Source organism: Nonomuraea sp. AD125B, from assembly GCF_041402765.1.
GTDB lineage: Bacteria > Actinomycetota > Actinomycetes > Streptosporangiales > Streptosporangiaceae > Nonomuraea > Nonomuraea bangladeshensis.
Genome location: NZ_JBGLOU010000002.1, coordinates 302,140 through 327,501 on the forward strand (window position 1 = coordinate 302,140; position 25,362 = coordinate 327,501).

Genomic DNA, 25,362 nt, shown 5'->3' on the forward strand with positions numbered 1-25,362 from the left:
CTCGGCCCGCCGTCACCCGTGAAGCCGATAGGCCGCGCCGGGATGACTGTCGGGCAGCCGGTGGACGCCCGGGCCGAGCAGGCGTTCGCGCAGCGTCGCGTCCTCGTAGGAGGTGCGGTAGCGGCCCCGGCGCTGCAGCTCGGGCACGACCAGCTCGATGAAGTCCTCGGCCGTGCCCGGCGACAGGTACTGCATGAGGTTGAACCCGGTCGCCCCCGTCTCGTCCGCCCAGCGCTCGATCTCGTCCGCGACCCGTTCCGGGGTGCCGGCGACGAAGAACGGGCCCTGCCCGATGCGGCCCACGGACTCCAGCACGTCACGCACCCGCAGGCCGCGGCCCACCAGCGGGCGCACGGCCCGCTCGGTGAAGTCGCCGCCGCGCGCCACGATGTCGTCGATCGGCTCGTCCGGGTCGTAGGCGGCCAGGTCGATGCCGCTGCCGCGCTGCGCGAGGAAGCCTTCTGGGCGGATGTGCCGCTGCAGGTCGGCGATCTTGGCGTCCACCTCGTGCTGCGTACGCGCCACGATGACCGAGGCGCTGGGGAAGAAGGTGATGTGGGCGGGGTCGCGGCCGTAGGCGGCGGCGCGGCGGCGGGTGTCGGCGATGTCGTCGCGCAGCGCCTCCAGGGACCCGGCGCCGGTGAAGACGGCCTCGGCGTGCCGGGCCGCGAACTCCTTGCCGCGGTCGGAGTTGCCCGCCTGGTACAGAACGGGGGTGCGCTGCGGCGACGGCTCCGACAGGTGCGGCCCGGCCACCCGGAAGTGCTTGCCGACGTGGTCGACGGCGTGCACCTTGTCCGGGTCGGTGTAGACGTGCCGCTCCCGGTCGCGGATCACGGCGCCGTCCTCCCAGCTGCCCTCCCACAGCTTGTAGAGCACCTCCAGGTACTCCTCGGCGATCTCGTAGCGCAGGTCGTGCTCGATCTCGTCGTCGAGGCCGAAGTTGCGGGCGGCGCTGCGCAGGTAGGAGGTGACGACGTTCCAGGCGACGCGGCCCTTGGTGAGGTGGTCGAGGGTGGACATCCGGCGGGCGTGCGCGAACGGCGGCTCGTACGTGGTGGAGAACGTCACCGCGAACCCCAGGTGCTGGGTCACGGCGGCCATGGCGGGCACCACGAGCAGCGGGTCGTTGGCGGGGATCTGCACGGCCTCGCGGATGGCGGTCTCGGGCCCGCCGCGGTAGCGGTCGTAGGTCCCGACCACGTCGGCCAGGAAGACGGCGTCGAACAGGCCGCGTTCCAGCAGCCTGGCCAGGTCCGTCCAGTACTCCAGGTCGGTGTAGCGGTGGCGGTTGTTGGCCGGGTGGGTCCACAGGCCGTGCTGGATGTGGCCGACGCAGTTCATCTCGAACAGGTTGAAGTGGATGATGCCGCTCATCGAGGAAAGCTCCTGGGGGCGATGCCGTTGAGGTGGTAGTTGCCCACGTCGTGCACCTTCGCGCGCCGCGGGTCGTGGACGGTGTGGGTGCGGGCGTTGCGCCAGTGCCGGTCCAGGCCGAGCGGGGCGCGGGCGGCGCTGGCCCCGGCCAGCTCGAACCATTCGGCGCTCACCCGGTTGGCGGCGCGGTCGGCCTGCGCGCGGGCGGCGGACATGGCGACGGCCGCCTCCGCCGCTAGGGCGGGGAACTCCTCGGGCGAGGCCGACCTGGCCCGGTCCACGGCGTCGCCGGCGCTCTCCAGCAGCGCGCGGGCGGCCCTGGTCAGCACGGCCAGCTCGCCGAAGAGCTGCACGACGACCGGGTCCTCGACCACCTTCTCCGCCTCGGAGCCCGGCCAGCCGCCCTTGGTGTAGCCGCGCAGGAAGGCGGCGGCGTCGGCGAGCGCCCCCTCCGCGATGCCGGTGTCGATGGCCGCGTGGATGAGCAGGCCGAAGCTGCGGAAGGTGCTGACGTCGTCGCGCCGCACCGGCATGACGTGGCCGGCCGGCACGAACACGTCGCGGAGCACGACGGTGCCGCTGGCCGTGGTCCGCTGGCCGAAGCCGTCCCAGTCGTCCACGACGCTGAGGCCGGGCGCGTCGCGCGGCACGAAGGCGACGCTGTGCGCGTCCTCGTCGAGCGCGGTCACCGGGATCCAGTGCGCGAACAGCGCGCCGGTCGAGTAGATCTTGCGGCCGGAGATGAGGTAGCCGCCGTCGTGCGGGCGCAGGACGGCGCGCTCGCGTTCGCCGCCGGGGCCTCGGGCGTCCACCGCGGCGTTGCCGAGGCGGGCCCCGGCGAGGACCTCGGCGTAGAAGAACGCCTGCTGGCCGGGTGTGCCGTGCTCGCGCAGCGAGTCGAGGTACCAGAAGTGGTTCTGCGGGATCTGACCGATGCTGGCGTCGGCGGCCGACAGCTCCCTGATGACGGCGCCGAGCGTGGCGGTGCGCACGCCGGCCCCGCCGTGCTCGGCGGGGACGGTGATGCCGAGCAGGCCGCTGTCCGACAGCGCCTCGATCTCGGCCACGGGCAGGACCCGCTCGGCGTCACGCCGCGCGGCCCCCGCCGCGAAGCTCGCGGCCAGCTCGCGGGCGACCGCGATCGCCTCGTCGTCGGTCTTGATCACATGTGCCATGTCACGCCGCCGCCAGTCTCGGGATCGCCGCCACCAGTTCCTTCGTGTACGGGTGCGCGGGCTCGCTGAAGACCGTCCCGACCGGCCCCTCCTCCACCACGCTCCCGTCCTTCATGACCAGCACCCGGTCGCACAGGTGGTGGACCACGCCCAGGTCGTGGGAGATGAACAGGTAGGCCACGCCCGTCTCCCGTTGCACGTCCTCCAGCAGGTCGAGGACCTGCGCCTGCACCGACACGTCGAGCGCGGACACCGGCTCGTCGCACACGATCACCGACGGCGACGGGGCCAGGGCCCGCGCGATGGCCACCCGCTGCCGCTGCCCGCCGGACAGCTTCAGCGGCCGGCGGCTCAGATGCTCGGCGCCGAGTCCCACCAGCTCCAGCAGCTCGACGGAGCGGGCGCGGCGGTGCTCGCGCGGCACGCCCGCCACGGCCAGGGCCTCGGCGAGCACCTTCGCCACGGTGTAACGGGGGTCGAAGGAGGCCAGGGTGTCCTGGTAGACGACCTGGACGTCGCGGCGCTGCGCGCGGTCGCCGCGCGTCCACGGCCGGCCGTGGATCTCGACCGTGCCGGTGTCGGGCGGGGTGAGGCCGAGCGCGATCCTGGCCGTGGTGGTCTTGCCCGAGCCGGACTCGCCGACGATGCCGAGCGTCTCGGCGGCGCGCAGCGCGAAGGACACCTCCCGCACGGCGGCCCGGCCGCCGAAGGACTTGCCGACGCCCCGGGCGCGCAGCACGACCTCGCCCGCGACCGGCCGTGGCGGGACACCCCCGTCCGGGGCGGTGCCCGACAGGCGGGTGCCCTTGGTGTGCTCGGCCGGGATCGCGCGCAGGAGCCGCTTGGTGTAGTCGTGGGCGGGCTCGCCCAGCACCTGGGCGGTGGGTCCCTGCTCGACGATCACTCCGTCCTTCATGACGGCCACCCGGTCGGCCAGCCGGGCCACCACGGCCAGGTCGTGGCTGATCACCAGCAGCGAGGTGCCCTCCGCCTTGATCCGGGCCAGCAGGTCCAGCACCTGCGCCTGGATCGTGACGTCCAGGGCCGTGGTGGGCTCGTCCGCGATGATCAGCTCGGGGCCGGCGGCCAGCGCGGCGGCGATCAGCGCGCGCTGGCGCAGGCCGCCGGACAGCTCGTGCGGGAGCTGTCCGGCCCGCAACTCCGGCTCGGGCACCCCCACGGAGTCGAGCAGCTCCAGCACCCTGGACCTCCTGGCCGCGCCCGGCAGATCGGTGTGGGCGGCCAGGACCTCCTCGATCTCTCCTTGCCGACCTTGCGCAGCGGGTCCAGCGAGACCAGGGCGTCCTGGAGCACGAAGCCGATGCGGCCGCCGCGCAGGCGCCGCCAGCCGCGCTCGCGCAGGCGGGTCAGGTCCTGCCCGTCGAAGGTCAGCTCGCCGGCGGTGACGCGGGCGCCGCCGCCGGTGAGGCCGACCAGGGTGCGGGCGGTGACGCTCTTGCCGGAGCCGGACTCCCCCACCAGGGCCAGGCACTCCCCTGTCCCGATCTCGAACGACACCCCGTGCACCACGGGCGTCACGCCGAAGGCGACCCGCAGGTCGTCCACCTTGACCAGGCTCACCCGGTCCTCCCTTCCGATCGCAGTCTGAGCGCCCGGCCGACCACGGTCACGCTGATCACCGTCAGCGTGATCGCCAGGCCGGGGAAGAGGCCGTACCACCAGGCCCGCGAGATGAAGTTGCGGGCGGTGGACAGCATGGAGCCCCATTCGGGCTCCGGCGGCGGCGTGCCGAGCCCGAGAAAGCTCAGCGCCGAGCCGGCCACCAGGGCGGTGCCGACGCCGATGGTGGCCAGGATGAGCACGGGTTTGACGGCGTTCGGCAGCACGTGCCGCAGGATCACGCGCCGGGCCGGCAGGCCCAGCGCGTACGCCGCCTCGACGTAGCTCGCCCGGCGGATGGCCAGCGTCTGGGCGCGGACGAGACGGGCGTAGGAGGGGATGTTGGCCACACCGATGGCGAGGACGGCATTGGCGGTGCCGCCGCCCGCCACGGTGATGACGACGAGGGCGAGCAGCAGCTCGGGGAAGGCCATGCCGACGTCGGACAGGCGCATGATGACGTTCTCGACGAGCCGGTTGCCGAGCCCGGCGGCCAGGCCGAGCAGCCCGCCGAAGACCAGGGCGACGGCGATCGCGCCGAAGCCGAGCAGCAGCGAGGCGCGCGTGCCGTGCACGATGCGGGCCAGCACGTCGCGGCCGTTCTCGTCGGTGCCGAGCAGGTGCGCGGCGCTGGGAGCCCTCAGGGTGGCGGCGCTGTCCACGGCGAGCGGGTCCTGGCCGGTGAACAGGCCCGGCGCCAGCGCGGCCAGGACCAGCACGGCCAGGACGGCCGCGGCGAGCCACACGCCGATCCGGTTCACGCGGCCTCCCGCGGCCGGCGGTCCGCGAGCATCAGACGGCCTCCTTCAGACGAGGGTCGATGACCAGGTAGAGCAGGTCGACCAGCAGGTTGACCAGGACGTAGACCAGCGCGGACAGCAGCACCACGCCGAGCACGAGCGGCAGGTCCTTGGCGTTCACGGCCGCGACGAGCAGACGGCCGATGCCCTGCCGGGTGAACAGCGTCTCGGTGACGACGGCGCCGCCGAGCAGCGCGCCCACCCAGAAGCCGGTCATCGTGACCAGCGGGGTCAGGGCGTGCCGGAGCGCGTGGCGCAGCCGTACGGCGGTGTCGCCCAGGCCGCGGGCGCGGACGCTGACGATGAACGGCTCGTCCAGGACCTCCTCCAGCGCCTCGCGCAGCACGTGGCCGAGCACGCCCGCGATCGGCAGCGCCAGGCAGAGCGCGGGCAGCACCAGGGAGGCCACGCCCTGCCCGCCGGTGGAGGGGAACAGCCGCAGCCCGAAGGAGAAGACGGTCAGCAGCACGATCCCCAGCCAGAACGTCGGCGTCGAGGCCGCCACCAGCTCCGCCACCGAGGCCAGGCCGCGCCACCGGCGGCGGCCCGCGGTGGCCAGCGCGGTCGCGACCGCCAGGAGCAGCCCGGTGGCGGCGGCGGCCACGGCCAGCTCCACGGTCGCGGCGGCCTGCTCGCCGATGGCCCGGGCGACGGGGGTGTGCAGGCGGTAGGAGGTGCCGAAGTCGCCGTGCGCGATGCGCCACAGGTGGGCGGCGTATTGCTCGTACCAGGGGCGGTCGAGCCCGTACTCGGCCCTGACCTGGGCGAGCACCTCGGGTGTCGGGGCGGCGCCCTCACCCCCGACGACGGCCTCGGCCGGGTCGCCGGGGGTGAAGTGCACCACCAGGAAGGTCAGGGTCGCCGCACCCCACAGCACGCCGACCCCGGCCAGCAGGCGCCATCCGATGAATCTCAGGGTCTTCATTCGTCCAGCCAGGTGTCGTAGAAGTACGGCGACGGATAGGCGGGCGTGAAGGCCAGGTCGCGGACCTTCTTCTGGTAGGCGACCGGGCGCGGGTCGTCGTAGAAGGGGATGGCGGGGACGAGGTCGAGGAGCCTGGCCTGCGCCTGGTTGTACAGCTCGGTGGGGTCCTGGGCGCTTCTGGCCTGTTCGAGAAGGTCGTCGAGCTTGGTGTCCTTGAGCCGGGCCACGTTCTGGCCGCGCCGTTCGGGGGTGGTGATGTTCTTGGAGGAGTACTGGATCCACAGGACGTCGGCCGTGTTCGTGGCCCACAGGCCGGAGCTGAGGTCGTAGTCGCCCTTGGTGGAGCGGTCGGTGAGCTCCTGCTCGGGCGGGGTCTGGATCTGGATGTCGAGGCCGATCTTCCTGGCGGCGGCCTGGGTCTGGACGGCGATCTGCATGCGCTGGGCGGGGAAGTTCGCGGCGATCGGGAAGTACGCGGTCAGCCGCTTGCCGTCCTTGAGCCGGATGCCGTCCTTGTCCCTGGCGGTCCAGCCGGCCTCGTCGAGCAGCTTGTTCGCCAGGGCCTCGTCGTGCTTGATGGTGCCGCTCAGCCCCTGCGCGTAGCCGGGCGTGGAGGTGGTGACGAAGCCCTGCGCCACCTGGTACTGCCCGAAGGAGATGCCCTTGATGATCGAGTCGCGGTCCACGGCGGCCAGCAGCGCCCGGCGTACGCGGACGTCGTCGAACGGCGGGCGGGAGGTGTTCAGCCAGAACGACATCGGGTGGCCGGGCCGGATCGCGGTGAGGAAGCCGAGGTCGGGGTTGGCCTTGACGTCCTCGACGTTCTGCGGCGGGGTGAAGTCGATGGCGTGCACCTCGCCGGCGGCCAGCGCGTTGTAGCGGGCGGCGTCCTCGGCGAGGAAGCGGATCTCCAGCTTCTCCAGGTAGGCGGGGCCGGTGTGCTTGGCGCTCTTCGGGCCCCAGTTGTAGTCGGGGTTGCGGTGGTAGGTGATGCTCTGGCCCTTCGTCCACTTGCCGAAGACGAACGGGCCGGAGCCGATCGGGTGCTCGCAGATGCTCTGCGGCGACTCCTTGATCTGCTTGGGGGAGATCATGCCGAGGTAGCCCTGGGCGAGGATGTCGAGGAACGGCCGGTACGGCGAGCTGAGGTGGACTTCGAGCGTGTGCTCGTCCACGACCTTCGCGTCCTTGTAGGGCGCGATGTAGGAGGCGGCCAGCGGTGACTTGGTCGCCGGGTCGCGCATGTGCTCGAAGTTGGTCTTGAGCGCCTCGGCGTTCCAGACCGCCCCGTCATGGAATTTCACGCCCTGGCGGAGCTTGAAGGTGTAGGTCAGGCCGTCGTCGGAGATCTCCCAGCTGTCGGCCAGCCACGGCTGGATCTTCCCGTCGGCGTCGAACCACACCAGCGAGTCGGCCACCGGGACCGTGCTGACCGGGCCGTCGGAGCTGGCGTTGCCGTGCGGGTCGAGGCAGGGCGGCTCCTGCCCGTTCTCGCCGAGGATCAGGGTGCCGCCGGACTTGGGGGTGCTCGTGGTGCCGCCCGAGGTCACGGGCGCGGTGCCGCATCCGGCGAGCAGCAGCGCGAGCGTGAGGACGGCGAGGGGGGTCCTGGTCATGTGTCAGCTCACCCATGCGTCGTGGAAGGTGACGGCGCCGTAGGCGTAGTCCCAGGTCAGGCCGTGCACCCGCTTCTGCGACGAGACCAGGCTGGGCCTGTCGTAGAGCGGGACGGCGGGCGCCAGTTCGAGCAGCCGGGCCTGCGCCTTGCCGTAGATGGCGGCCCGCTCGGCGGCGTCCGTGCTGGCCCTGGCCTGTTCGAGCAGCTCGTCGAGGCCGTCGTCGGAGAGCCTCGTGGTGTTCTGGCCGCGGCGTTCGGGGGTGGTGATGTTCTTGGAGGAGTACTGGATCCACAGCACGTCGGCCGTGTTCGTGGTCCAGATGCCGACGGAGACGTCGAAGTCGCCCTTGCCGGTGCGGTCCAGGGACTCCTGCGCCGTGACGTTCTCGATCTTCAGCTCGATGCCCGCCTTGGCTGCGGCGGCCTGGGTCTGGACCAGGATCTGGGTGTTCTGCGGGTTCACACCCGTGTCGAGGGCGACGGCGGTCAGGCGCTTGCCGTCCTTGAGCCGGATGCCGTCCTTGTCCTTCTGTGTCCAGCCGGCCTCGTCCAGCAGGGTGTTCGCCCTGGCCGGGTCATGGGCGATCCGGCCGCCCTCGGCGTGGTCGGGGGTGGAGGGGGTGATGAAGCCGGTGGCCACGCTCCACTGGCCGAACGAGACGCTGCCGATGATGGCCTCCCGGTCCACGGCCAGGGTGAGCGCCTGGCGTACCTTCTGGTCGCCGAACGGGGCACGGCCGGTGTTGAGCCAGACCGAGAAGGGGTGTCCGGGCCGGTCGATGCTGGTGAAGGCGAGGTCGGGGTTGGCCTTGACGTCCGCGACGCTGGCCGGCGGGGTGTTGTCGATCACGTCGACCTCGCCGGCCAGCAGCGCGTTGTAGCGGGTGGCGTCCTCGGCCAGGAAACGGATCTCCAGGGCGTCCAGGTACGCGGGGCCCGTGCGCCCAGCCGGCCCCCAGGCGTAGCCGGGGTTCTTCTTGTACGTGATGCTCTGGCCCTTGGTCCACGTGCCGAACACGAACGGCCCCGAGCCGACCGGGTGCTCGCAGGTGCTCGCCGGGTTCTCCTTGAGCTGCTTGGGCGAGATCATGGCCAGGTACGACTGCGCGAGCACGTTCAGGAACGCCGAGTACGGCGAGCTCAGGCGCACTTCCAGAGTGTGCTCGTCCACGACCTTCGCGTCCTTGTACGGCGCGATGTACGAGGCGGCCAGCGGCGACTTGGTCGCCGGGTCGCGCATGTGCTCCAGGTTGAGCTTCAGCGCCTCGGCGTCCCACGCCGACCCGTCGTGGAACGTCACGCCCTCCCGGAGCGTGAAGGTGTAGGTCAGGCCGTCATCCGAGACCTTCCAGGCGGTGGCCAGCCAGGGCTTCAGCTCGCCCTCGGCGTCCTGCCACAGCAGCGAGTCGAAGATCGGGCGGCCGACGACCGTGGTGTTCGTGGTGGACAACTGGTGGGGGTCGAGGCAGGCCGGCTCGTCGGCGTTCTCCCCGAGCACGAGCGTGCCTCCGGATTTCGGGCCGGTGTCGCCGCCGGCCGTCTGCGGCGCGGCGTCGGCGCCGCAACCTGCCAGGGTCGCCACCAGGGTCAGGGCTGTGACGAGCAACGTTGTGGAGCGGGTGAGCATGGGGGTCCTCAAATCAGGTATTGCCTACCTGCATTGCAGGGATTACGGTGAACCATAACGTAACACGCAGAACGGAAGAAACAACATGACCCACGTGATCGCCGACGACGCCGAGGCGCTCGCGACGGCGCGCGAACTCGCCGCCGGGTTCGCGGAGGGGGCGGCGGCCCGCGACGCGGAACGCCGGCTGCCGGAGCCCGAGCTCGACCGGCTGTCGGCCAGCGGGCTGCTCGCCGTCACCGTGCCGCGCGCGTACGGCGGCGCCGACGTGAGCGCGCGCACCCTCGCCGAGGTGTTCCGGCTGCTGGCCGCGGCCGACCCGAACCTCGCGCAGATCCCGCACAGCCACTTCGTCTACGTCAACGTCCTGCGGCAGCAGGGCACCGACGTGCAGCGCAAGTTCTTCTTCGGCGAGGTGCTGGACGGCAGGCGCTTCGGCAACGCGCAGTCCGAGGCGGGCACCAGGCACGTCCAGGACTACCGGACCTCGCTGGTCGCCGCCCCCGAGGGCGGTTTCCTGCTGAACGGCACCAAGCACTACAGCACGGGCGCGCTGTTCGCGCACTGGATCCCCGTCCTGGCCCGGCGCGAGGACCGCACGCTGCACGTGGCGTACGTGCCGCGCGACGCCCCCGGCCTGACCGTGGTGGACGACTGGGACGGCATGGGCCAGCGCACCACCGCCAGCGGCACCGTCCAACTGGAGGACGTGCGGGTGCCGGAGGACCGCGTGGTCCCCCACCACCTGACGTTCCAGGGGCCGCAGCTCCACGGGGCCTACGCCCAGCTCCTGCACGCCGCCATCGACGTCGGCATCGCCGGCGGGGCGCTGGAGGAGGCGCTGGAATTCGTCCGCACCAAGGCCAGGCCGTGGTTCGAGAGCGGCCAGGAGCGCGCGGCCGACGATCCGCTCGTCATCCAGCGATCCGGCGAGCTGGCCGTCAAGGTACGCGCCGCCGAGGCGCTGCTCGACCGGGCCGCACAGGCCGTGGACACCGCCCGCGACGACCTGAACGACGCCACGGCCGCCGCCGCCTCCATCGCCGTGGCCGCGGCCAAGGCGTTCGCCGACCCCGTGGCGGTGGAGCTGGGCAACGCGATCTTCGAGCTGGGCGGCACCCGCTCCAGCCTCGACGGGCTCAACCTGCACCGCCACTGGCGCAACGCCCGTACCCACACCCTGCACGACCCGGCCCGCTGGAAGATCCAGCACATCGGCCGCTACGTACTTGACGGCAAGCTGCCGCCCCGGCACGGCCTGCTCTAGGAGAGACGACGATGAGTCTGACGTTCCACTGGTTCCTGCCCACCTACGGCGACAGCCGCGACGTCGTGGGCGGCGGCCACGGACTCCCGGCAGGCGCGGCCTCCGGCGCGCGCCCCGCAACCCTGCCCTACCTGCGCCAGATCGTGCACGCGGCCGAGCAGGTCGGCTTCGCCGGCGCGCTGACGCCCACCGGCGCCTGGTGCGAGGACGCCTGGCTGACCACCGCCATGCTGGCCGACACCACCGAACGGCTGAAGTTCCTGGTGGCCTTCCGCCCCGGGCTGGTCTCCCCCACGCTGGCCGCGCAGATGGCGGCCACCTTCCAGTGGCACTCGCGCGGGCGGCTGCTGCTCAACGTCGTGACCGGCGGCGAGGCCCACGAGCAGCGCGCCTACGGCGACTTCCTGGACAAGGACGCCCGCTACGCCCGCACCGACGAGTTCCTGCACGTCGTGCGCTCGCTGTGGCAGGGCCAGAGCGTGACCTTCACCGGCGAGCACCTGCGGGTGGAGGAGGCGCGGCTGGCCCGGCTGCCCGACCCGGTGCCCGAGGTGTACTTCGGCGGCTCCTCCCCCGCCGCGGGCCGGGTGGCGGCGCGGCACGTGGACGCGTACCTCACCTGGGGCGAGCCGCCGGACGCGGTGGCCGAGAAGCTCGCCTGGATCAACAGGCTGGCCGCCGCCGAGGGCCGTACGCTCCGGCACGGCATCCGGCTGCACGTGATCACCCGCGACACCGCCGAGCAGGCGTGGGCGCAGGCGCGCCGGCTGCTCGACGGCATCGACCAGGCCACCGTGGAGAAGGTGCAGGCTGGCCTCGGCCGCAGCGAGTCCGAGGGGCAGAGGCGCATGCTCGCCCTGCACGGCGGCAGACGCGACGACCTGGAGATCTACCCGAACCTGTGGGCCGGCGTCGGCCTGGTGCGCGGCGGCGCGGGCACGGCCCTGGTCGGCAGCCACACCGAGGTCGCCGACCGCATCGAGGAGTACCACCGCCTCGGCCTCACCGAGTTCGTGCTGTCGGGCTACCCGCACCTGGAGGAGGCGTACTGGTTCGGCGAGGGCGTGCTCCCCCTCCTGCGTGAGCGCGGCCTGTGGCAGCACCCCGCGGAGCCGGCCGCCGCCGCACCGGCCTCGATCCCGTTCGCCACGGCGGGAGCGCGATGAGCACCCTGGCGGAGCTGCGGCGGCGCGCCGCCGAGCTGCTTCCCGAGCTGGCGGCCGGGGCCGGGCAGCGGGAGCTCGCCCGCGAGCTCCCGCACAAGGAGATCCGCGCCCTCGCCGCCGCCGGCCTGCTCACCTTCCGCGTCCCCGCCTCCCACGGCGGAGGCGGCTCCAGCGTGGCCGAGGTGTTCGGCTTCCTCATCTCCCTGGCCGCCGCCGACTCCAACATCGCCCAGGCGGTACGCCCCAGCTTCGGCCGGGTCGAGCACCTGCTCACCGCCTCCGAACCGGAACGCGAGCGCTGGTTCCCGCGCTTCCTGGCCGGGGACGTCTTCGGCAACGCCGGCTGGGAGATCGGCGGGGCCAACGGCGAGGTGCGCACCCGCATCGACCGCGACGGCGTCGTCAACGGCAGCAAGTACTACAGCACCGGCGCCCTGTACGCGGACTGGGTCAGCGCGTCGGCCGTGGACGACTCAGGCGGGCGGGTGTTCTTCACGCTGCCGCGCGACCGGGAGGGGCTGGAGCTGCTCGACGACTTCGACGGGATCGGGCAGCGGCTCACCGCCAGCGGCACGACCCGGCTCAACGGCGTCAAGGTGCTGCCCGACGAGATCGCCGAACGCCCCGGGAACGACGCCCGCTCCCCCGTCAGCGCGTTCATGCAGCTCCACCTGGGCGCCGTGCTGGCCGGGATCGCGCGGGCCGCGCTGACCGACGCCGTCGCGTTCACCCGCGAGCGTGCCCGCCCGATCCAGCACAGCGGCGCCACCCGGTCCGTGGACGACCCGTACGTGCGCCACGCCGTCGGCGAGATCTCCGCCCGCGCCTACGCTGCCGAGTCCGCGGTCCTGCGGGCCGCCGCCACGATCGACCGGGCATGGGCGGCCGACCTGGAGCCCGGCCTGCTCACGGAGGCGGCCGTCGAGGTGGCGCAGGCGCAGTTCGTCGCCGCCGAGTCGGCGCTGAAGGCCGCCGAGCTGCTGTTCGACGTGGGCGGCGGCTCCGCGGTCGCCCGCCGCCACAACCTCGACCGGCACTGGCGCAACGCCAGGACCGTCGCCAACCACAACCCCCGCGCCTGGAAGGCGGCCGTGGTCGGCGCCTACCACCTCACCGGCGCGCAGCCGCCGCTGAACGGCCTGTTCTGAAGGGATTCCCCCACCATGACCCGCGTGCTCCTGATTTCGGGCAGCCCCTCCGCGACCTCCCGCACCGGACGGCTCCTCGGCCACGTGGCCGAGCTCCTGGACGGCGCGGTCTCCCTGCTCCACCTGCGCGACCTGCCCGCCGAGCCGCTCCTGCTCGGCCACGCCGACCATCCGGATCTGGTGGCCGCGCGGCGCTCCGTGGCCGCGGCCGACGTGATCGTCCTGGCCACGCCCATCTACAAGGCCGCCTACACCGGCCTGGTCAAGGCCTTCCTCGACGGGCTGCCGCAGCAGGCGTTCGCGGGCAAGACCGTGGTGCCCATCGCCACCGGCGGCACGCAGGCGCATCTGCTGGCGGTGGACTACGCGCTGCGGCCGGTGCTCAGCGTGCTGGGGGCCCGGCACGTGACCCGGGGGCTGTTCGTGCTGGACACGCAGATCACCCCGCTGGCCGAGGAGCTGTGGCCCCGGCTTCGAGCGCTGGTGGACGAGGTGAACGCGGTTCCGCTGCGCGCGGCCGCCTGACCTCTCCCTGCCCGCGGAGGTCCAGCAGGCAGAGGACCTTGTCGTAGCGGTGCCCGCCTCCCGAGGTCGGCGATGGCGTCCCCGGCCCGTGGATCTCGGCCCCGGTCCAGATGGCGCCGTCGTCGTAGGAGACCTCCACCGACAGCCGTTTCACCGGACGCGCGGCGCTCCCCTCCAGCGGCCGGACGGTCACCGGCACCGTGAAGCGCCGCCCGGACGGCGCGGAGTTCTCGGCGTCGAGGGCGGGGCTGAAACACGACCGACACGGGCAGCCGCGCGGGCGCGCCGCCCGCCACGTGCCCGGACCGGAACGTCCACACGCCGGACACCCGGGTGGACAGGGTCGCGGGCGCGCCGCGTTCGCCGTCGACGACGAGACGGTAGTCGGCGTCCTTCGCGGGCACGGAGAAGCTGGTCCTCGCCTCCGTCTGCTCGCCCACGAGGGCGCCGTCGCGGTAGAGGGCGGTCCGCTGCGTGGACCGGGTGGACAGGCCGAGCGCGCCTCTGCCGTCGCCGTACAGGGGCAGGTCGGTCGCGATGACGTCGCCGGCGCGGCTGACGCCGTCGAGGTCGTCCGCGCCGGCCCACGGCAGCGCCGGCGGGAAGACGCCCCGGTTCCACAGCTCCGTGTACGTCCTCCCGGACCGGTAGACCGTGAAGGGCGAGTCGAAGCGGTTGAGCCGGCCGTCGGAACCGTACTCGAACAGGTGCCGCTGCCAGCGGACGCCGCCGTCGGTGTTGACATACTCGACCTGCTGGAAGGGCGTCCCGAACGTCGTGGGCGACAGGAACGCGAACATGGAGCCGTCGCGCGGCCGGGCCCCCCGGTACGCGCCCGGCTCCGCGTCGGGCAGGTGGCGGGCGTAGTCGGTCCGTACGGCGGTCAGGTCGCGCTGCGCCACGCGCCGCTCGAACCCGTCGACCAGGCCGCCGGAGCGGAACCAGGCCAGGCTGTAGGCGTACGGGCTGCCGGTCCGCGCGGCGGCCCACAGCCCGGCGACCTTGGTGCGACAGGGTGACCGGTCCCGTGGGTTCTCCAGGTCGATCGGCGTCTGGCCGGGGTCCAGGGGGGTACAAGGTCGTGTAGACCTCGCCGGCCGGCCCGCCGTCCCTGCCGGTGAGCGTGAGCGTGAGGTCGTGGCTCTCCTTCTCCTTGTGGCCCCGGCCGGCGTGCTGAGGACCAGGTCGCCGTCGCCGGTGGCCACGATGTGCGCGGCGACGAACCCGTCCTGCCCGCCGGCGGGGGTGTCGGCGGTGACGACGGCCACCCGTTCAACGACGTCATCCAGCCGATCTTCAGCGTGGGCGTGCAGCTGCTCATGCTCGCGAACATCGTCCTCGCCGCGCTGCTGATCTTCCAAAGGGTCGGCGACCGGGCGCTCACCTGGGCGATTCGCGCGGGCCTGACCTTCGTGATCGCCGGGATCGGCCTCGGGCTCCTGATACCGGCGAGGTCAACCGGCGTGTGGACGGCCAAGGACGCGGCCGGGCACGCCGGCCCTCTGGACGCGCAGCACAACGTGGGCGTCCCGGACGGCGGCCCCGGGCTGCCGGTCACCGGCTGGAGCACGGTCGGCGGGGGCCTGCGCATCCCGCACTTCGTCGGCCCGCACGGGCTGCAGGTCATGCTGGTCGTGGCGCTGGTGCTCGGGCTCCTGGCGAGCCGGGTCACCCGGCTGCATGACGAGCGGACGCGGGCGGGGCTGGTGGCCGCGGCGCGTTCGCGGGCGTTGGTGACCAGCTTTCCTGCCACGAGCACCAGCTTCGGTAAAAGAAAAGGGCACCGTCGAGCTACGATGGCCACATGACCGCTCCCCAGCATCGCGCGCAACTCGCCGTTCGTGTTGAACGCCTCGAAGCCGCAGCCTTCAGGCTCGGCATTGATCTGGGAGAGATCAAGACTGCCGTAGAACAACTCCCCGCCACCATCCGGCAGGAGATCCTCGAGTACACCGAGCCCGTTTTCGGGGAGATCATGGCCGGCAAGGCTTCGCTGGCCACCAAGGAGGACCTCGACCAGCTGAAAGAACTGGTCGACAACCGGTTCGCGCAGATGGACAACCGGTTCGCGCAGATGGACGACCGGTTCGCGCAAATGGACGACAAGCTCGACCGGGTTCTGACGGCTCTGTCGCAGCCGTCTTCAAACTGACCGAGCAGACCGGCCGCAGGCTCCAAGGCGAGCTTCACACCGAGGTCCGCGCCGCCCCCGGACGTGCGGGCCGACGACGACGAGAGCCGACCGCACCTGCGGAAGGCCCTCGTCGTGACCCCGGCCGCGGCCTCTGTCCCGGCGAGGACATGCGGCTCACCCGCGAATGCCCCCTGCCCGGCCGATCGTGGTCGGCGTCAGGGCGTGACACTCCGTCGCGTCGTACGCCGCAGCGCGCCCGTCTCCCCCGCCGCCCCTACGGACCACAGCCGGGCCGACATCCAGACGACCCCGACGGCCGCCACGACCAGCCCGCCCAGATACAGCGGCACGGGCACCAGGCTCCGCAGCGACCCGGGCAGCATCCCCGCGACGTACAGCACCACCCCCACGACGGGCATCGTCCCGCTCCTGACGGCGGCCACCCCGAAGACCACCACACCGATCACCAGCACCGCGGACGTGACCAGGAACGCCGTCCCGGTCATGCCGGTCAGCAGCGCGGCCACCGTCCCCGCGCCCAGGTACGGGAACACGTAGTGCAGGATGTACTCGACCGCGAACGCCCCGGCCAGCCCGGCCGAGTTGAGCACGTACCCGACGAGCCCCAGCGCCCCGGCCCGGTGCCGGATGGCCAGGTAGATCCCGGTGACGGCGAGCAGCCCCGTCAGCGCCCCGAACGGCGCGATGGCGTGCGTGAAGTCCGTCTCCGCGACCAGCCCGCCCCTGCGCGCCGCGTTGACCACGATCAACAGCCCTGACACGAACCCCGCGACCGCGGCGACCCGATGAAGTCCCATCGCGACGAGCCCTTCTCTTGGTGTTGGTGCTCGCCATGATGCGCCCGCCCGGCACCCGCCCGAAGAGCGCGCCGGGAGACGTAAGCACCCCGAAAGAACCCCGCTCCGCCGCTGCGCCCGTAAATATGATTAGACCTTGACAAACTATCGCTAGATCGCATCATTATTACCCAGACCGGCCGCACGGAACGCCGGCCAGTGGCAGTCGACAGGGAGCGTCCATGCAAGCGGTGGGGACACGACTCGATGCCGGGACCGGCCAGCGCCAGGGGCTTCTCGGCCGGCATGGCCGCTCCCCGCGGCGACCACGGGACGACCGCCGCACCGCGTGGCTGTTCCTGCTGCCGGTGATCGTCGGTTTCGCGGTCTTCTACGCCTATCCGACGGCCCGCGGCATCTGGTACTCGTTCACCGACTACAGCCTGCTCGCCGACCCCGAGTACGTCGGCGCCGACAACTACCGCCAGCTCGTCAGCGACGGCCAGTTCTGGAACGCCCTCAAGGTCACGGGCTACTACGTCGTCGTGAACATCGCCTCACAGACGCTGCTCGCGCTCGGCCTGGCCGCGCTGATGCACCGATTGACCCGGTCGGTCGTGCTGCGCGCCACGCTCCTGGTGCCCTGGCTGGTGCCGAACGTCACCATCGGCCTGCTGTGGGCCTGGCTGCTGGATCCCGACCTCGGGTTCGTCAACCATCTCATCGGCCTGACCGGCCTCGACACGACTCTGTCCTTCAACGCGCCGGACTGGGCGATGCCCCTGGTGGCCCTGGTCAACACCTGGACCTTCACGGGCTACACGGCACTGCTGCTCTACGCGGGGATGCTGCAGATCCCGCCCCACCTGTACGAGGGCGCGGCGATGGACGGCGCGGGCGAATGGCGCATGTTCCGCTCGATCACGCTGCCGCTCCTGCGGCCGATCCTGGCCCTGGTGCTGGTGGTGTCGCTGATCGGCTCGTTCCAGATCTTCGACACGGTCGCGGTGGTGTACGGCGGCAAGGCGCCGATCCCGGAGACCCGGGTCATCTACTACTACATCTACCAGCGGGCCTTCACCTACTTCGACATGGGATACGCCTCCGCCCTGGCGATGGTCCTCGTGGTCATCCTCGGCGTGCTGACGACCCTGCAGTTGCGGATGCTGCGCGCGTCGCGTTCGGACCTGGGCTAAGGAGCTTCGGATGTTCTCCGGCATGAAGATCGGCAGGAGGGCCGCCTGGCTCGCCCTCCTCGTCGCGGTCGTGCTCACCGTCTTCCCCTTCTACTGGATGGTCCGCACCGCCCTGACCCCTGCGGGCGACCTCTACACCGACTCGATCGGGCTGTGGCCCGACCACCCCACCCTGATCAACTTCGCGCGGGTGCTGGGGCTGGTCGACGCCGGGACGGCCAGAGCCGCGGGCGGGTCGGGCGCGCAGCTGAACTTCCTGCTGTACACGATGAACTCGCTCATCTACAGCGGCCTGATCGCCGTCGTGCAGACCTTCTGCTGCGCCATGGCCGGCTACGCCTTCGCGCGGCTGCGCTTCCCCGGCAGGGACGTGGCCTTCGCCGTCATCGTCGCCGCGCTCATGGTGCCGCCGATCTTCACGATCCTGCCCAACTTCGTGCTGGTCAAGCAGCTGGACCTGCTCAACACCATCCCGGGGCTGGTCCTGCCCGGCCTGCTGATGACGCCGTTCGCGGTGTTCTTCCTGCGGCAGTTCTTCCTGTCCATCCCCCGGGACGTGGAGGAGGCCGCGACGCTGGAGGGCATCGGCCGGTGGGGGATGTTCTGGAGGATCGTGCTGCCCATGAGCCGCGGCCCGCTGATCACCATCGGGCTCACCACCGTCGTGTGGAGCTGGAAGGACTACCTGTGGCCGCTGCTGGTGGGCAAGGGCGAGGCCACCCGGGTGCTCACCGTCGGGCTGGGCGTGTTCCTCCAGCAGTCGCCGAACCGGGGGCCTGACTGGACCGGCATCATGGCCGGGTCGGTGCTGTCCGTCATCCCGGTGCTCATCCTGCTGGTCCTCCTGGGCAAACGGCTGGTCCAGTCGATGAACTTCTCCGGCATCAAGTGACGGAGCGGGGTGCGGCCGGAGCCGCACCCCTTTTCGTGGTCAGGAGACGTTGATCCGCCCGAGGGTCAGCCAGCCGGGGACGGTCGTGTCCTGGTCGGCGTTGGCGAAGCGCAGCGGCACCCCGTTCCGCAACGGGTTGGCGGCCCGCAGGACCAGCGTGTGGTCGCCCTTCGGCAGCCCGAGCGGCAGGGACGCGGTGAGCTCGGCGGGCTCGCCGGGCATGACCCGGGTCAGCTTCCATGACGTCGTCCAGGTCCGGGCGATCCGCCCGTCCCGACCGGCCGCGGCCACCTGGACGGGCCAGTCGTAGGGGAACGGGGCGACGCCGTCGTTGCTGATCCGTACGGCGAGGTCGAGGCCGCGCCCCCGCTGCTCGGTCCGCACCGCCGTGACCCTCAGCTCGTAACCCAGCGACTTCGCGCCCTTCAGCGCCTGGTCGTAGGCGGCGCCGGTGTATCCGGGGCTGAAGGCGTGGTGGTTGAGCAGCCAGGTGGCGTGCGTCTGGGCGACGCTCGCCCCGAAGTCCTTGTCCCCGTCGCCGGGGCAGTCCACAGGCGTGTTGAACAGGCAGCCCTGCAGTTCGGGCCGCAGTTCGCCGCCGTTGGGGTTGGTGTGCCACTTGTCGGTGGTGCCGGCCTGCCGCATCAGGTCCATGAAGTGCCAGCCGGGGCCCGGCAGGGTGGAGTACGCGAAGGAGTCGTCGTGATAGCCCAGGTCGTGCGCCTTGTTGTCGGCACCGGGGTAGCGGACCATGAGCCGGGTCCGGTCGAAGGCGTCGTCGTAGGCGTTCAGCACCCTGAGCTGCTCGGCCTGGGAGGCGAACCAGTTCTCCGTGCCGGGGTCGCCGTTGTGGGGCCAGGTGTGCCATTCGCCCCAGAAGCCCAGCAGGCCGAGCTGGACGAACCCGATCCGCGGGTCGCCGTCGTAGCGGCGGCCGAGCGCGGCGATGAACCGGTCGAGCGCGGCGGCCAGGTTCGGGTCGTCGTAGTCGGGCGACACGCTCTGCCCGTCGTTGCCGAAGTCGTCGTACGGCCGGGTCAGCAGCCCCTGGTCGAGCAGGAACCGCGGGACGCCGCTGGGCTTGCCCGGATAGTCCAGGTAGAAGCGGAACGCCGCCTGGTGGCCCCGGCCGGCGATCGCGTCCAGTTGCTCGTCGAGCGCCCGCCAGTCGAAGCGGTGCGCGCCGGTCATCACCGCGTTCAGCGGCAGGTAGAACCACTCCATCGAGTGCGGGAACGTCGTGTAGGCGCCGGCTTAGGGGATGAAGCCCTTCAGCGGGTTGGCGTCCGCGGCCTGCCCTGCCGCCAGGCTCCGCCAGCCCGGTCCGGCGGCCGAGGCCGGGGTCGGGGCGGGCAGCGCCGTGACGGTCGCGGCCAGGAGGGCGGCGAGCGCCATCCGGGCGGGCCGGCCGGTCGGGGTGTGGACCATCGAAGCCTCCACAGGATGATCGCCAAGGCAATTATGAGTCGGCCTTGACAAATATTCGATGAGCCACATCATTATTCGAGAGAGCCATCAAGGCAAGAGGCAACTTCTGGGCCCTCGGCCCCACCCCCCAGGAAGAGGCACCTCCCATGATCAACAAGAAGCTGGCAGGAGCGGCGCTGTGCGCGCTGCTGGCGGGTACCACGCTCACCGCCTGCGGCGGTTCGGAGACCGGCGGGCAGGCGGGAGAGGACGGGGGCGGCCAGGTCACCCTCGACTACTGGCTGTGGGACGACAACCAGCTGGCCTCCTACCAGGCCTGCGCCGACGCCTTCCAGAAGGCGAACCCGAACATCACCATCAAGATCACCCAGACGGCCTGGGCGCAGTACTGGCAGAACCTGACCACGCAGCTGGCCGCCGGCGAGGCCCCCGACGTGTGGACCAACCAGGTGTCGTACTACCCGCAGTTCGTCTCCAGCCGGCAGATCCTCGACATCCAGCCCTACGTCGAGGCCGACAAGGTCGACCTGACCCAGTACCAGGACGGCCTCGCCGACCTGTGGACCAAGGACGGCCGGCGTTACGGCCTGCCCAAGGACTGGGACACCGAGGCGATCGTCTACAACGCCGACCTGCTCGCCAAGGCCGGCGTCAAGCCCGAGGAACTGGCCGACCTGACCTGGAACCCCACCGACGGCGGCACCTTCGAGCAGGTCATCGCCAAGCTCACCGTCGACGACAAGGGCCGCAACGGCCTGGACCCGGACTTCGACAAGGACAACGTCGCCGTCCACGGATACCAGCCGGAATGGAACGACGGCTCCCAGGGCCAGAACGGCTGGGGCGAGCTGGCCGCCGCCAACGGCTTCACCTACCTCGACAAGAACCCCTGGGGCACCCGGTACAAGTACGACGACCCCAAGCTGATCGAGACCATCGGCTGGTACAAGGCGATGACCGACAAGGGGTACGCGCCCCGCTTCGACAAGCAGTCGACGCTCGGCATCGACGCCGTGATGAACTCCGGCAAGGCCGCGCTCACGATCGCCGGCTCCTGGACCATCAACACGTACATGGGTGACGGCGCCCAGCACAAGTTCGCGCTCGCGCCGCTGCCCGTCGGCCCGGCCGGGACCCGCAAGAGCGCCATCAACGGCCTCTCGGACGCCATCTGGGCGGGCACCGAGCACAAGGACGCCGCGTGGAAGTGGGTGAAGTACCTCGGCTCGGCCGCCTGCCAGGACGTGGTGGCCGCCGACGCCGTCGTGTTCCCCGCGATCAAGACCTCGGCCGAGAAGGCGCTGGCCGCCCACCAGGCCAAGGGCCGTGACGTGCAGGTGTACGTGGACTACACCAAGACCCCGGGCGGCACGTTCCTGCTGCCGATCACCGACCACGGCACCGAGATCAGCCAGATCGTCCAGGACGCCCTGCAGGCGGTCATCCTCGGCCAGATCGAGCCCGCCGAGGCGCTGAAGAAGGCCAACCAGCAGGTCAACGCCCTGTTCGCCTGACGTTTCACCATCTGCTGCTCGAAGGAGAACCATGCCCCTGCTCGTCGACCTGGCCGGTCGTGAATTCGCGATCGAGCTCACCGGTTCCGAGCCCCCCACGCCCGTCGCCGGCGGTCTCGTCCTGCCGTCCGGGCGGGTCGCGATCCTGCACGGTCTCGCCGACGCCCTGTTCTACCGGCATGGCCAGAACTCCTGGAGCCCGTGCGGGTGGCGCCGCCTCAGCGAGCCCCCGTTGCGGATCGCCGACCCGCGGCGGCGGCTGACGGCGGACGACACGATCTGGGACGATCCCGCCCGCCACCACTCCTCGGCCGTGGCCGCGCTGCAGGGCGACGACGGGCAGGTGCTGCTGCTGGGCTCGCTCGGGCTGGGCACCCCCCGCCTGTCCGCCGACCTCGACACCCTGGCCGGCTGGTACGAGGACGACGGCGCCCCCTGGTTCCTGGCCTACGGCCCCGAACAGGAGGTCTTCGCCCGCTACACCGACCAGCTCGCGGCGCGGCTCGGCAGCAGCGACCGGCAGGCCGGCAACGTCTGGTGCACCTGGTACGCCTACTACGAGGGCGTCAGCGAGCAGGTGCTGAACAAGGATCTCGCCGCGCTGGCGGGCCTGCCGTACGACGTGGCCCAGATCGACGACGGCTGGGAGGTGGCCGTCGGGGACTGGGAGCCCAACGACAAGTTCCCCTCCGGCATGCGCGCCCTGACCGAGCGCATCGCCGCCGCCGGGATGAGGGCGGGCCTGTGGCTGGCCCCGTTCATCGTGCTGCCCACGTCGCGGACCGCCCGCGAGCACCCCGAGTTCCTGCTGCGCGACGGCGACGGGCAGCCGGTCGTCGCGGGACACAACTGGGGCACCTCCTACTGGGCCCTGGACCTCACCCACCCCGCCGTACAGGACCACCTCACCCAGCTGATACACCGGGTCGTGCACGAGTGGGGCTTCACCTACCTCAAGCTCGACTTCGTCAACGCCGGAGCGGTCCCCGGCGTCCGGCACTCCGGCGCGCCCCGCGAGCAGGCCTACCGGGACGCGCTCGCCCTGATCCGGCGCGTCGCGGGCCCGGAGGTCTACCTGCTCGGCAGCGGCGCCCCGCTGCTGCCCTCGCTCGGCCTGGCCGACGGGCTGCGCAGCGGCCCCGACGTCGCCCCGCTGTGGACCAACTACGCCACCGACGACCCCTCGGACGCCATGGCCTACAACGCCCTGGTCAACACGCTGCACCGGCTGTGGCAGTCACCCCTGCTCCAGGTCGACCCGGACATCGTGTACTTCCGCAGCCGGCTCAACCTGCTCACCGAGACGCAGATGGGCTGGTTGCGGGACCTGGCCGCGATCTGCGGCTTCAAGGCGGTCTCCGACCCGCCCTCCTGGCTGAGCGCCGACGAGCTCGCGCACCTGACGGCCTACCTGGCCGAGCAGCCGGAGATCGTGCGTACAGGCCGCTACAGTTTCGTCATCGATGGCCGTACCGTGGACTTCGCCCCCGCGCTGGGACCGGGACAGCAGTATCCGATCTCCTGACAGGGCGCTAGAATTACGCTGAAACGAAGCATAATCGGGGGTGCAGGGGTGCCGGAGGCGGCCGGGGCGGACGTCAGCAGACTGCGCGAGATCAACTCGCTCGGCATCCTGCGGGCGATGCGCGGCCAGCCACCCGTGACCGTCACCGAGCTCGCCCACCGCACGGGCCTGTCCCGGCCCGGCACCGACGTCGTGGTCCGCGGGCTGGTCACCGACGGATGGGTGCAGGTCGTCGAGCCCGACGGCAGCAGCGTCGGCCGCCCCGCCCGCCGCTACCGCTTCAACGCCGGCGCCGGGCACGTGCTCGGCGTCGACGTCGGCGGCCACAAGATCCTCGTCCTGCTCGCCGACCTCGAAGGGCAGGTGCTGCACAGCCACCGGCTCCCGGTCGAGCCGGACGCCGACCCCGCAGCGCGGCTCCAGGCCCTCGACACCGCCATCACCCAGTGCCTGTCGGGCGCAGGGATGCGGCCCGATCAGATCTGGGCGGTCACGGTCGGCGTGACCGGCCCGGTCGACGCCACCGGCCGCACCACGCTGTTCACCCCGTTGCCCGGCTGGGCGAGCGTCTCGCCCGCCGAGCACCTGTCGGCCCGCTTCACCTGCCCGATCCTGGTCGAGAACGACTGCAAGCTCGCCGCCGTCGCCGAACGCTGGAAAGGCGCCGCCCAGGACGCCGACGACATCGTCTACCTGCTGGCGGGCATGCGCACCGGCGCGGGCCTCATCCTCGACGGCACTCTGCGGCGCGGCTACCGAGGAGCGGCCGGTGAGATCGGCGCGCTGAAGGCGGTCCGCTGGCTCGCGGCGCCCTCCCACATCGACAACTGCCCGGGGGTGCCCGAGGGCATCCACCCCAACGACAAGGCCGCCTGGGTCTTCGAACGCGCCCGCGAGGGCGACCGCCACGCCCGCCAGGCGCTGCGCCGCTACGTCAAGGACCTGGCCGTGGGCGCCGCGGCCCTCGTGCTGACGCTCGACCCGCAGGTCGTCATCCTCGGCGGCGGCTACTCCCGCTCCGCCGACCTTCTCATCGAGCCCTTCGAACGGGAGCTCAGCCGCCTCTGCCTGCGCGTCCCCGAGATCCGGGCCTCCGTCCTCGGCGCCGACAGCGTCGCACTCGGCGCACTGCGTGTCGCCCTGGACCAGGTCGACGCGCGAGTGTTCACCGACGGGCTGCCCACCCTCCACGCCTGAGCGGATCACCCCCTCATCAGCGTCCGCGTCCCTGGCGGATCCCCGTCGCCTGAGGCGGCGCCGACACCGATGCGCCGGGAACCTGCAGCGTCCCGGTCCGGACGTCGTTCATGGGGGTCTTCCGTTCTGATCAGGGGGTGGGTCAGGCGGGCTGGTAGGTCAGGTCGAGCACGCCGGTGGTGAAGGTGGCCGACCGGGTGAGCTTCAGCGGCACGGGGGCGGTGCCTTCAGGGAACAAGCGCTTCCCGGTGCCGACCACGAGCGGGTGGATCAGCAGACGCAGCTCGTCCAGGAGCCCGGCGCGCAGGAGCGCGCGGACCAGGCTGATGCTGCCCGCCAGGGTGACGGTGCCGCCAGGCTGCCCCTTGAGCTCCTTCACCGCGGCGACGACGTCGCCCTCGACGAGGGCCGCGTTGCTCCATGCGACCGTCGTGAGGGTGGTGGAGGCGACGAGCTTGCGGATGCCGTTGATCGCTCCGGCCAGTTCCCCGGTCTGGTGCGGCCAGACGGCGGCGAACGCCTCGTAGGTGACGCGGCCCAGCAGCAGCGTGTCGGCCTCGGCGTACATCTGGCCGACCGCCGCGCTCATCTCCTCGTTCAGATAGGGGAAGTGCCAGGTCTCCGGCGCTTCCACGACCCCGTCCAGCGCGACGAACAGTCCAGCGGTGATCTTGCGGGCAGGCATGGGGGGCTCCTTCGACAGCCGGGCGGACGGCCTGGTGGCCGAACGAGCAGCAAGCTTGTCTTTTGCAACCATGCTTTGTCAACACAAGCACGCAACAGGATCTGCAGGCGCGTCAGTTTCAGGCCCAGGCTCCGGCGTCGATGCCGCCGAGGATCAGGTCGGTCAGCGCCGCGATGGCATCGGCGACGACGGCCCGCCCCCGGTTGAGCTCCGCGGCGATCGCCTCGGCTGCGCCCAGCGCGCCGACGCAGCGCAGCCGGAGGGCTTCCCGGGCGAGCCCGGAGTACGGCCGCAGGGCGGTGGCCATCAGGTCCGCGAAGCCGTCGAGCAACTCGCGCTCGACCGCCTCCATCTCCTGGTTGCCCTTCAGCGCGGCCGAGATGGCGGTCCACTCGGGCATGTCGGTGGCGCAGGCGAAGTAGGCGGCGCTCAGGACGCGGGCGATCTCGCGGGGGACGGCCGGGGCGTCGCGCAGGGCCTCCTCCAGGGCGGCCCGGTGCCGCTCGTCGAGCCGCCGGTAGAGCGCGATCAGCAGGCCGGGGCGGGTGCCGAAGTGGTCGTAGACGATCGGCCTGCTCACTCCGGCGGCCTCCGCCAGGCTGAGCAGCGTGAGGCTGTCGGTGCCGTGAGCGCGCACGATCGTCATGGCGGTGTCGAGCAGTTGCTCCCGTCTGGCCGGCCTGGACAGGCGCGTCGATCCCGTGGTCATCGTCCTCCCTTGCGTTACCTCCCATCGTAAGCTACAA

At 71.8% G+C, this 25,362-nt stretch carries 24 protein-coding genes; 11 read left to right on the forward strand and 13 right to left on the reverse strand.

Going from position 1 to position 25,362, the window contains the following annotated elements; genetic code table 11:
* Positions 1-12: 12 nt before the first annotated feature.
* Genes ACBR40_RS06285 through ACBR40_RS06320 form a run of 8 tightly spaced genes read right to left on the reverse strand, consistent with a single transcriptional unit; the run spans position 13 to position 9,142 of the window.
* Positions 13-1,377, reverse strand: a complete 1,365-nt coding sequence (locus tag ACBR40_RS06285; RefSeq protein ID WP_371247827.1) for an LLM class flavin-dependent oxidoreductase — start codon at positions 1,375-1,377, stop codon at positions 13-15.
* On the reverse strand, positions 1,374-2,552 hold the full coding sequence (locus ACBR40_RS06290; protein ID WP_371247828.1) for an SfnB family sulfur acquisition oxidoreductase: 1,179 nt from the start codon (positions 2,550-2,552) through the stop codon (positions 1,374-1,376). Before ACBR40_RS06290 ends, ACBR40_RS06285 begins: the two co-directional genes overlap by 4 nt.
* Position 2,553: 1 nt before the next feature.
* A complete protein-coding gene (locus ACBR40_RS06295; RefSeq protein WP_371247829.1) occupies positions 2,554-3,753 on the reverse strand; it encodes an ATP-binding cassette domain-containing protein in 1,200 nt (399 codons plus the stop codon).
* The gene (locus ACBR40_RS06300) at positions 3,654-4,133 is read right to left on the reverse strand and encodes an ATP-binding cassette domain-containing protein (RefSeq protein ID WP_371247830.1); all 480 of its coding nucleotides are present in this window, start codon (positions 4,131-4,133) and stop codon (positions 3,654-3,656) included. Before ACBR40_RS06300 ends, ACBR40_RS06295 begins: the two co-directional genes overlap by 100 nt.
* A complete protein-coding gene (locus ACBR40_RS06305) occupies positions 4,130-4,933 on the reverse strand; it encodes an ABC transporter permease (RefSeq protein WP_371247831.1) in 804 nt (267 codons plus the stop codon). Before ACBR40_RS06305 ends, ACBR40_RS06300 begins: the two co-directional genes overlap by 4 nt.
* Before the next feature lie 31 nt (positions 4,934-4,964).
* Entirely contained in the window at positions 4,965-5,897 is a 933-nt protein-coding gene (locus ACBR40_RS06310; RefSeq protein ID WP_371247832.1) for an ABC transporter permease, read from the reverse strand.
* Positions 5,894-7,513: an ABC transporter substrate-binding protein gene (locus tag ACBR40_RS06315; protein ID WP_371247833.1), complete on the reverse strand. Its 1,620-nt coding sequence runs from the start codon at positions 7,511-7,513 to the stop codon at positions 5,894-5,896. The genes ACBR40_RS06310 and ACBR40_RS06315 overlap by 4 nt, the downstream gene beginning before the upstream one ends.
* A gap of 3 nt (positions 7,514-7,516) precedes the next feature.
* Positions 7,517-9,142, reverse strand: coding sequence for an ABC transporter substrate-binding protein (locus tag ACBR40_RS06320; RefSeq protein ID WP_371247834.1), 1,626 nt, complete (start codon positions 9,140-9,142; stop codon positions 7,517-7,519).
* Positions 9,143-9,227: 85 nt separating this feature from the next.
* Here ACBR40_RS06320 and ACBR40_RS06325 point away from each other — a divergent pair, with 85 nt between their 5' ends.
* The 6 genes from ACBR40_RS06325 to ACBR40_RS06350 all read left to right on the forward strand — a co-directional run bounded on the left by ACBR40_RS06325 (position 9,228) and on the right by ACBR40_RS06350 (position 15,400).
* Positions 9,228-10,409: an SfnB family sulfur acquisition oxidoreductase gene (locus ACBR40_RS06325; RefSeq protein WP_371247835.1), complete on the forward strand. Its 1,182-nt coding sequence runs from the start codon at positions 9,228-9,230 to the stop codon at positions 10,407-10,409.
* Positions 10,410-10,420: 11 nt separating this feature from the next.
* Positions 10,421-11,575, forward strand: a complete 1,155-nt coding sequence (locus ACBR40_RS06330; protein WP_371247836.1) for an LLM class flavin-dependent oxidoreductase — start codon at positions 10,421-10,423, stop codon at positions 11,573-11,575.
* Positions 11,572-12,723 (forward strand): acyl-CoA dehydrogenase family protein, encoded by a 1,152-nt coding sequence (locus ACBR40_RS06335; RefSeq protein ID WP_371247837.1) that lies wholly within the window; start codon positions 11,572-11,574, stop codon positions 12,721-12,723. Before ACBR40_RS06330 ends, ACBR40_RS06335 begins: the two co-directional genes overlap by 4 nt.
* 24 nt (positions 12,724-12,747) lie before the next feature.
* Positions 12,748-13,248, forward strand: a complete 501-nt coding sequence (ssuE, locus tag ACBR40_RS06340; protein ID WP_371247838.1) for an NADPH-dependent FMN reductase — start codon at positions 12,748-12,750, stop codon at positions 13,246-13,248.
* Positions 13,249-14,456: 1,208 nt separating this feature from the next.
* Positions 14,457-15,056: a hypothetical protein gene (locus ACBR40_RS06345; protein ID WP_371247839.1), complete on the forward strand. Its 600-nt coding sequence runs from the start codon at positions 14,457-14,459 to the stop codon at positions 15,054-15,056.
* Positions 15,053-15,400, forward strand: coding sequence for a hypothetical protein (locus tag ACBR40_RS06350; protein ID WP_371247840.1), 348 nt, complete (start codon positions 15,053-15,055; stop codon positions 15,398-15,400). The genes ACBR40_RS06345 and ACBR40_RS06350 overlap by 4 nt, the downstream gene beginning before the upstream one ends.
* Positions 15,401-15,597: 197 nt before the next feature.
* Here ACBR40_RS06350 and ACBR40_RS06355 read toward each other — a convergent pair whose 3' ends face one another.
* On the reverse strand, positions 15,598-16,200 hold the full coding sequence (locus ACBR40_RS06355; RefSeq protein ID WP_371247841.1) for a hypothetical protein: 603 nt from the start codon (positions 16,198-16,200) through the stop codon (positions 15,598-15,600).
* 221 nt (positions 16,201-16,421) lie between these two features.
* Between ACBR40_RS06355 and ACBR40_RS06360 the strand changes: the two genes are divergently transcribed.
* On the forward strand, positions 16,422-17,375 hold the full coding sequence (locus tag ACBR40_RS06360; protein WP_371247842.1) for a carbohydrate ABC transporter permease: 954 nt from the start codon (positions 16,422-16,424) through the stop codon (positions 17,373-17,375).
* 10 nt (positions 17,376-17,385) lie between these two features.
* Positions 17,386-18,267, forward strand: a complete 882-nt coding sequence (locus tag ACBR40_RS06365) for a carbohydrate ABC transporter permease (protein ID WP_371247843.1) — start codon at positions 17,386-17,388, stop codon at positions 18,265-18,267.
* Between the two features lie 39 nt (positions 18,268-18,306).
* Here the strand turns inward: ACBR40_RS06365 and ACBR40_RS06370 are convergent, their stop codons facing one another.
* Positions 18,307-19,491, reverse strand: coding sequence for a DUF4832 domain-containing protein (locus ACBR40_RS06370; RefSeq protein WP_371247844.1), 1,185 nt, complete (start codon positions 19,489-19,491; stop codon positions 18,307-18,309).
* 30 nt (positions 19,492-19,521) lie between these two features.
* Positions 19,522-19,695, reverse strand: coding sequence for a hypothetical protein (locus ACBR40_RS06375; RefSeq protein ID WP_371247845.1), 174 nt, complete (start codon positions 19,693-19,695; stop codon positions 19,522-19,524).
* Between the two features lie 146 nt (positions 19,696-19,841).
* Between ACBR40_RS06375 and ACBR40_RS06380 the strand changes: the two genes are divergently transcribed.
* The 3 genes from ACBR40_RS06380 to ACBR40_RS06390 are packed head-to-tail and all read left to right on the forward strand — an operon-like array spanning position 19,842 to position 23,931.
* Positions 19,842-21,209, forward strand: coding sequence for a sugar ABC transporter substrate-binding protein (locus tag ACBR40_RS06380; RefSeq protein ID WP_371247846.1), 1,368 nt, complete (start codon positions 19,842-19,844; stop codon positions 21,207-21,209).
* A 31-nt stretch (positions 21,210-21,240) separates the two neighbouring features.
* Entirely contained in the window at positions 21,241-22,734 is a 1,494-nt protein-coding gene (locus ACBR40_RS06385) for a glycoside hydrolase family 36 protein (protein ID WP_371247847.1), read from the forward strand.
* 48 nt (positions 22,735-22,782) lie between these two features.
* On the forward strand, positions 22,783-23,931 hold the full coding sequence (locus ACBR40_RS06390; protein WP_371247848.1) for an ROK family protein: 1,149 nt from the start codon (positions 22,783-22,785) through the stop codon (positions 23,929-23,931).
* Between the two features lie 142 nt (positions 23,932-24,073).
* Here ACBR40_RS06390 and ACBR40_RS06395 read toward each other — a convergent pair whose 3' ends face one another.
* Positions 24,074-24,616, reverse strand: coding sequence for a dihydrofolate reductase family protein (locus tag ACBR40_RS06395; RefSeq protein ID WP_344207790.1), 543 nt, complete (start codon positions 24,614-24,616; stop codon positions 24,074-24,076).
* Between the two features lie 118 nt (positions 24,617-24,734).
* A complete protein-coding gene (locus tag ACBR40_RS06400) occupies positions 24,735-25,325 on the reverse strand; it encodes a TetR/AcrR family transcriptional regulator (RefSeq protein ID WP_371247849.1) in 591 nt (196 codons plus the stop codon).
* Positions 25,326-25,362: the final 37 nt, after the last annotated feature.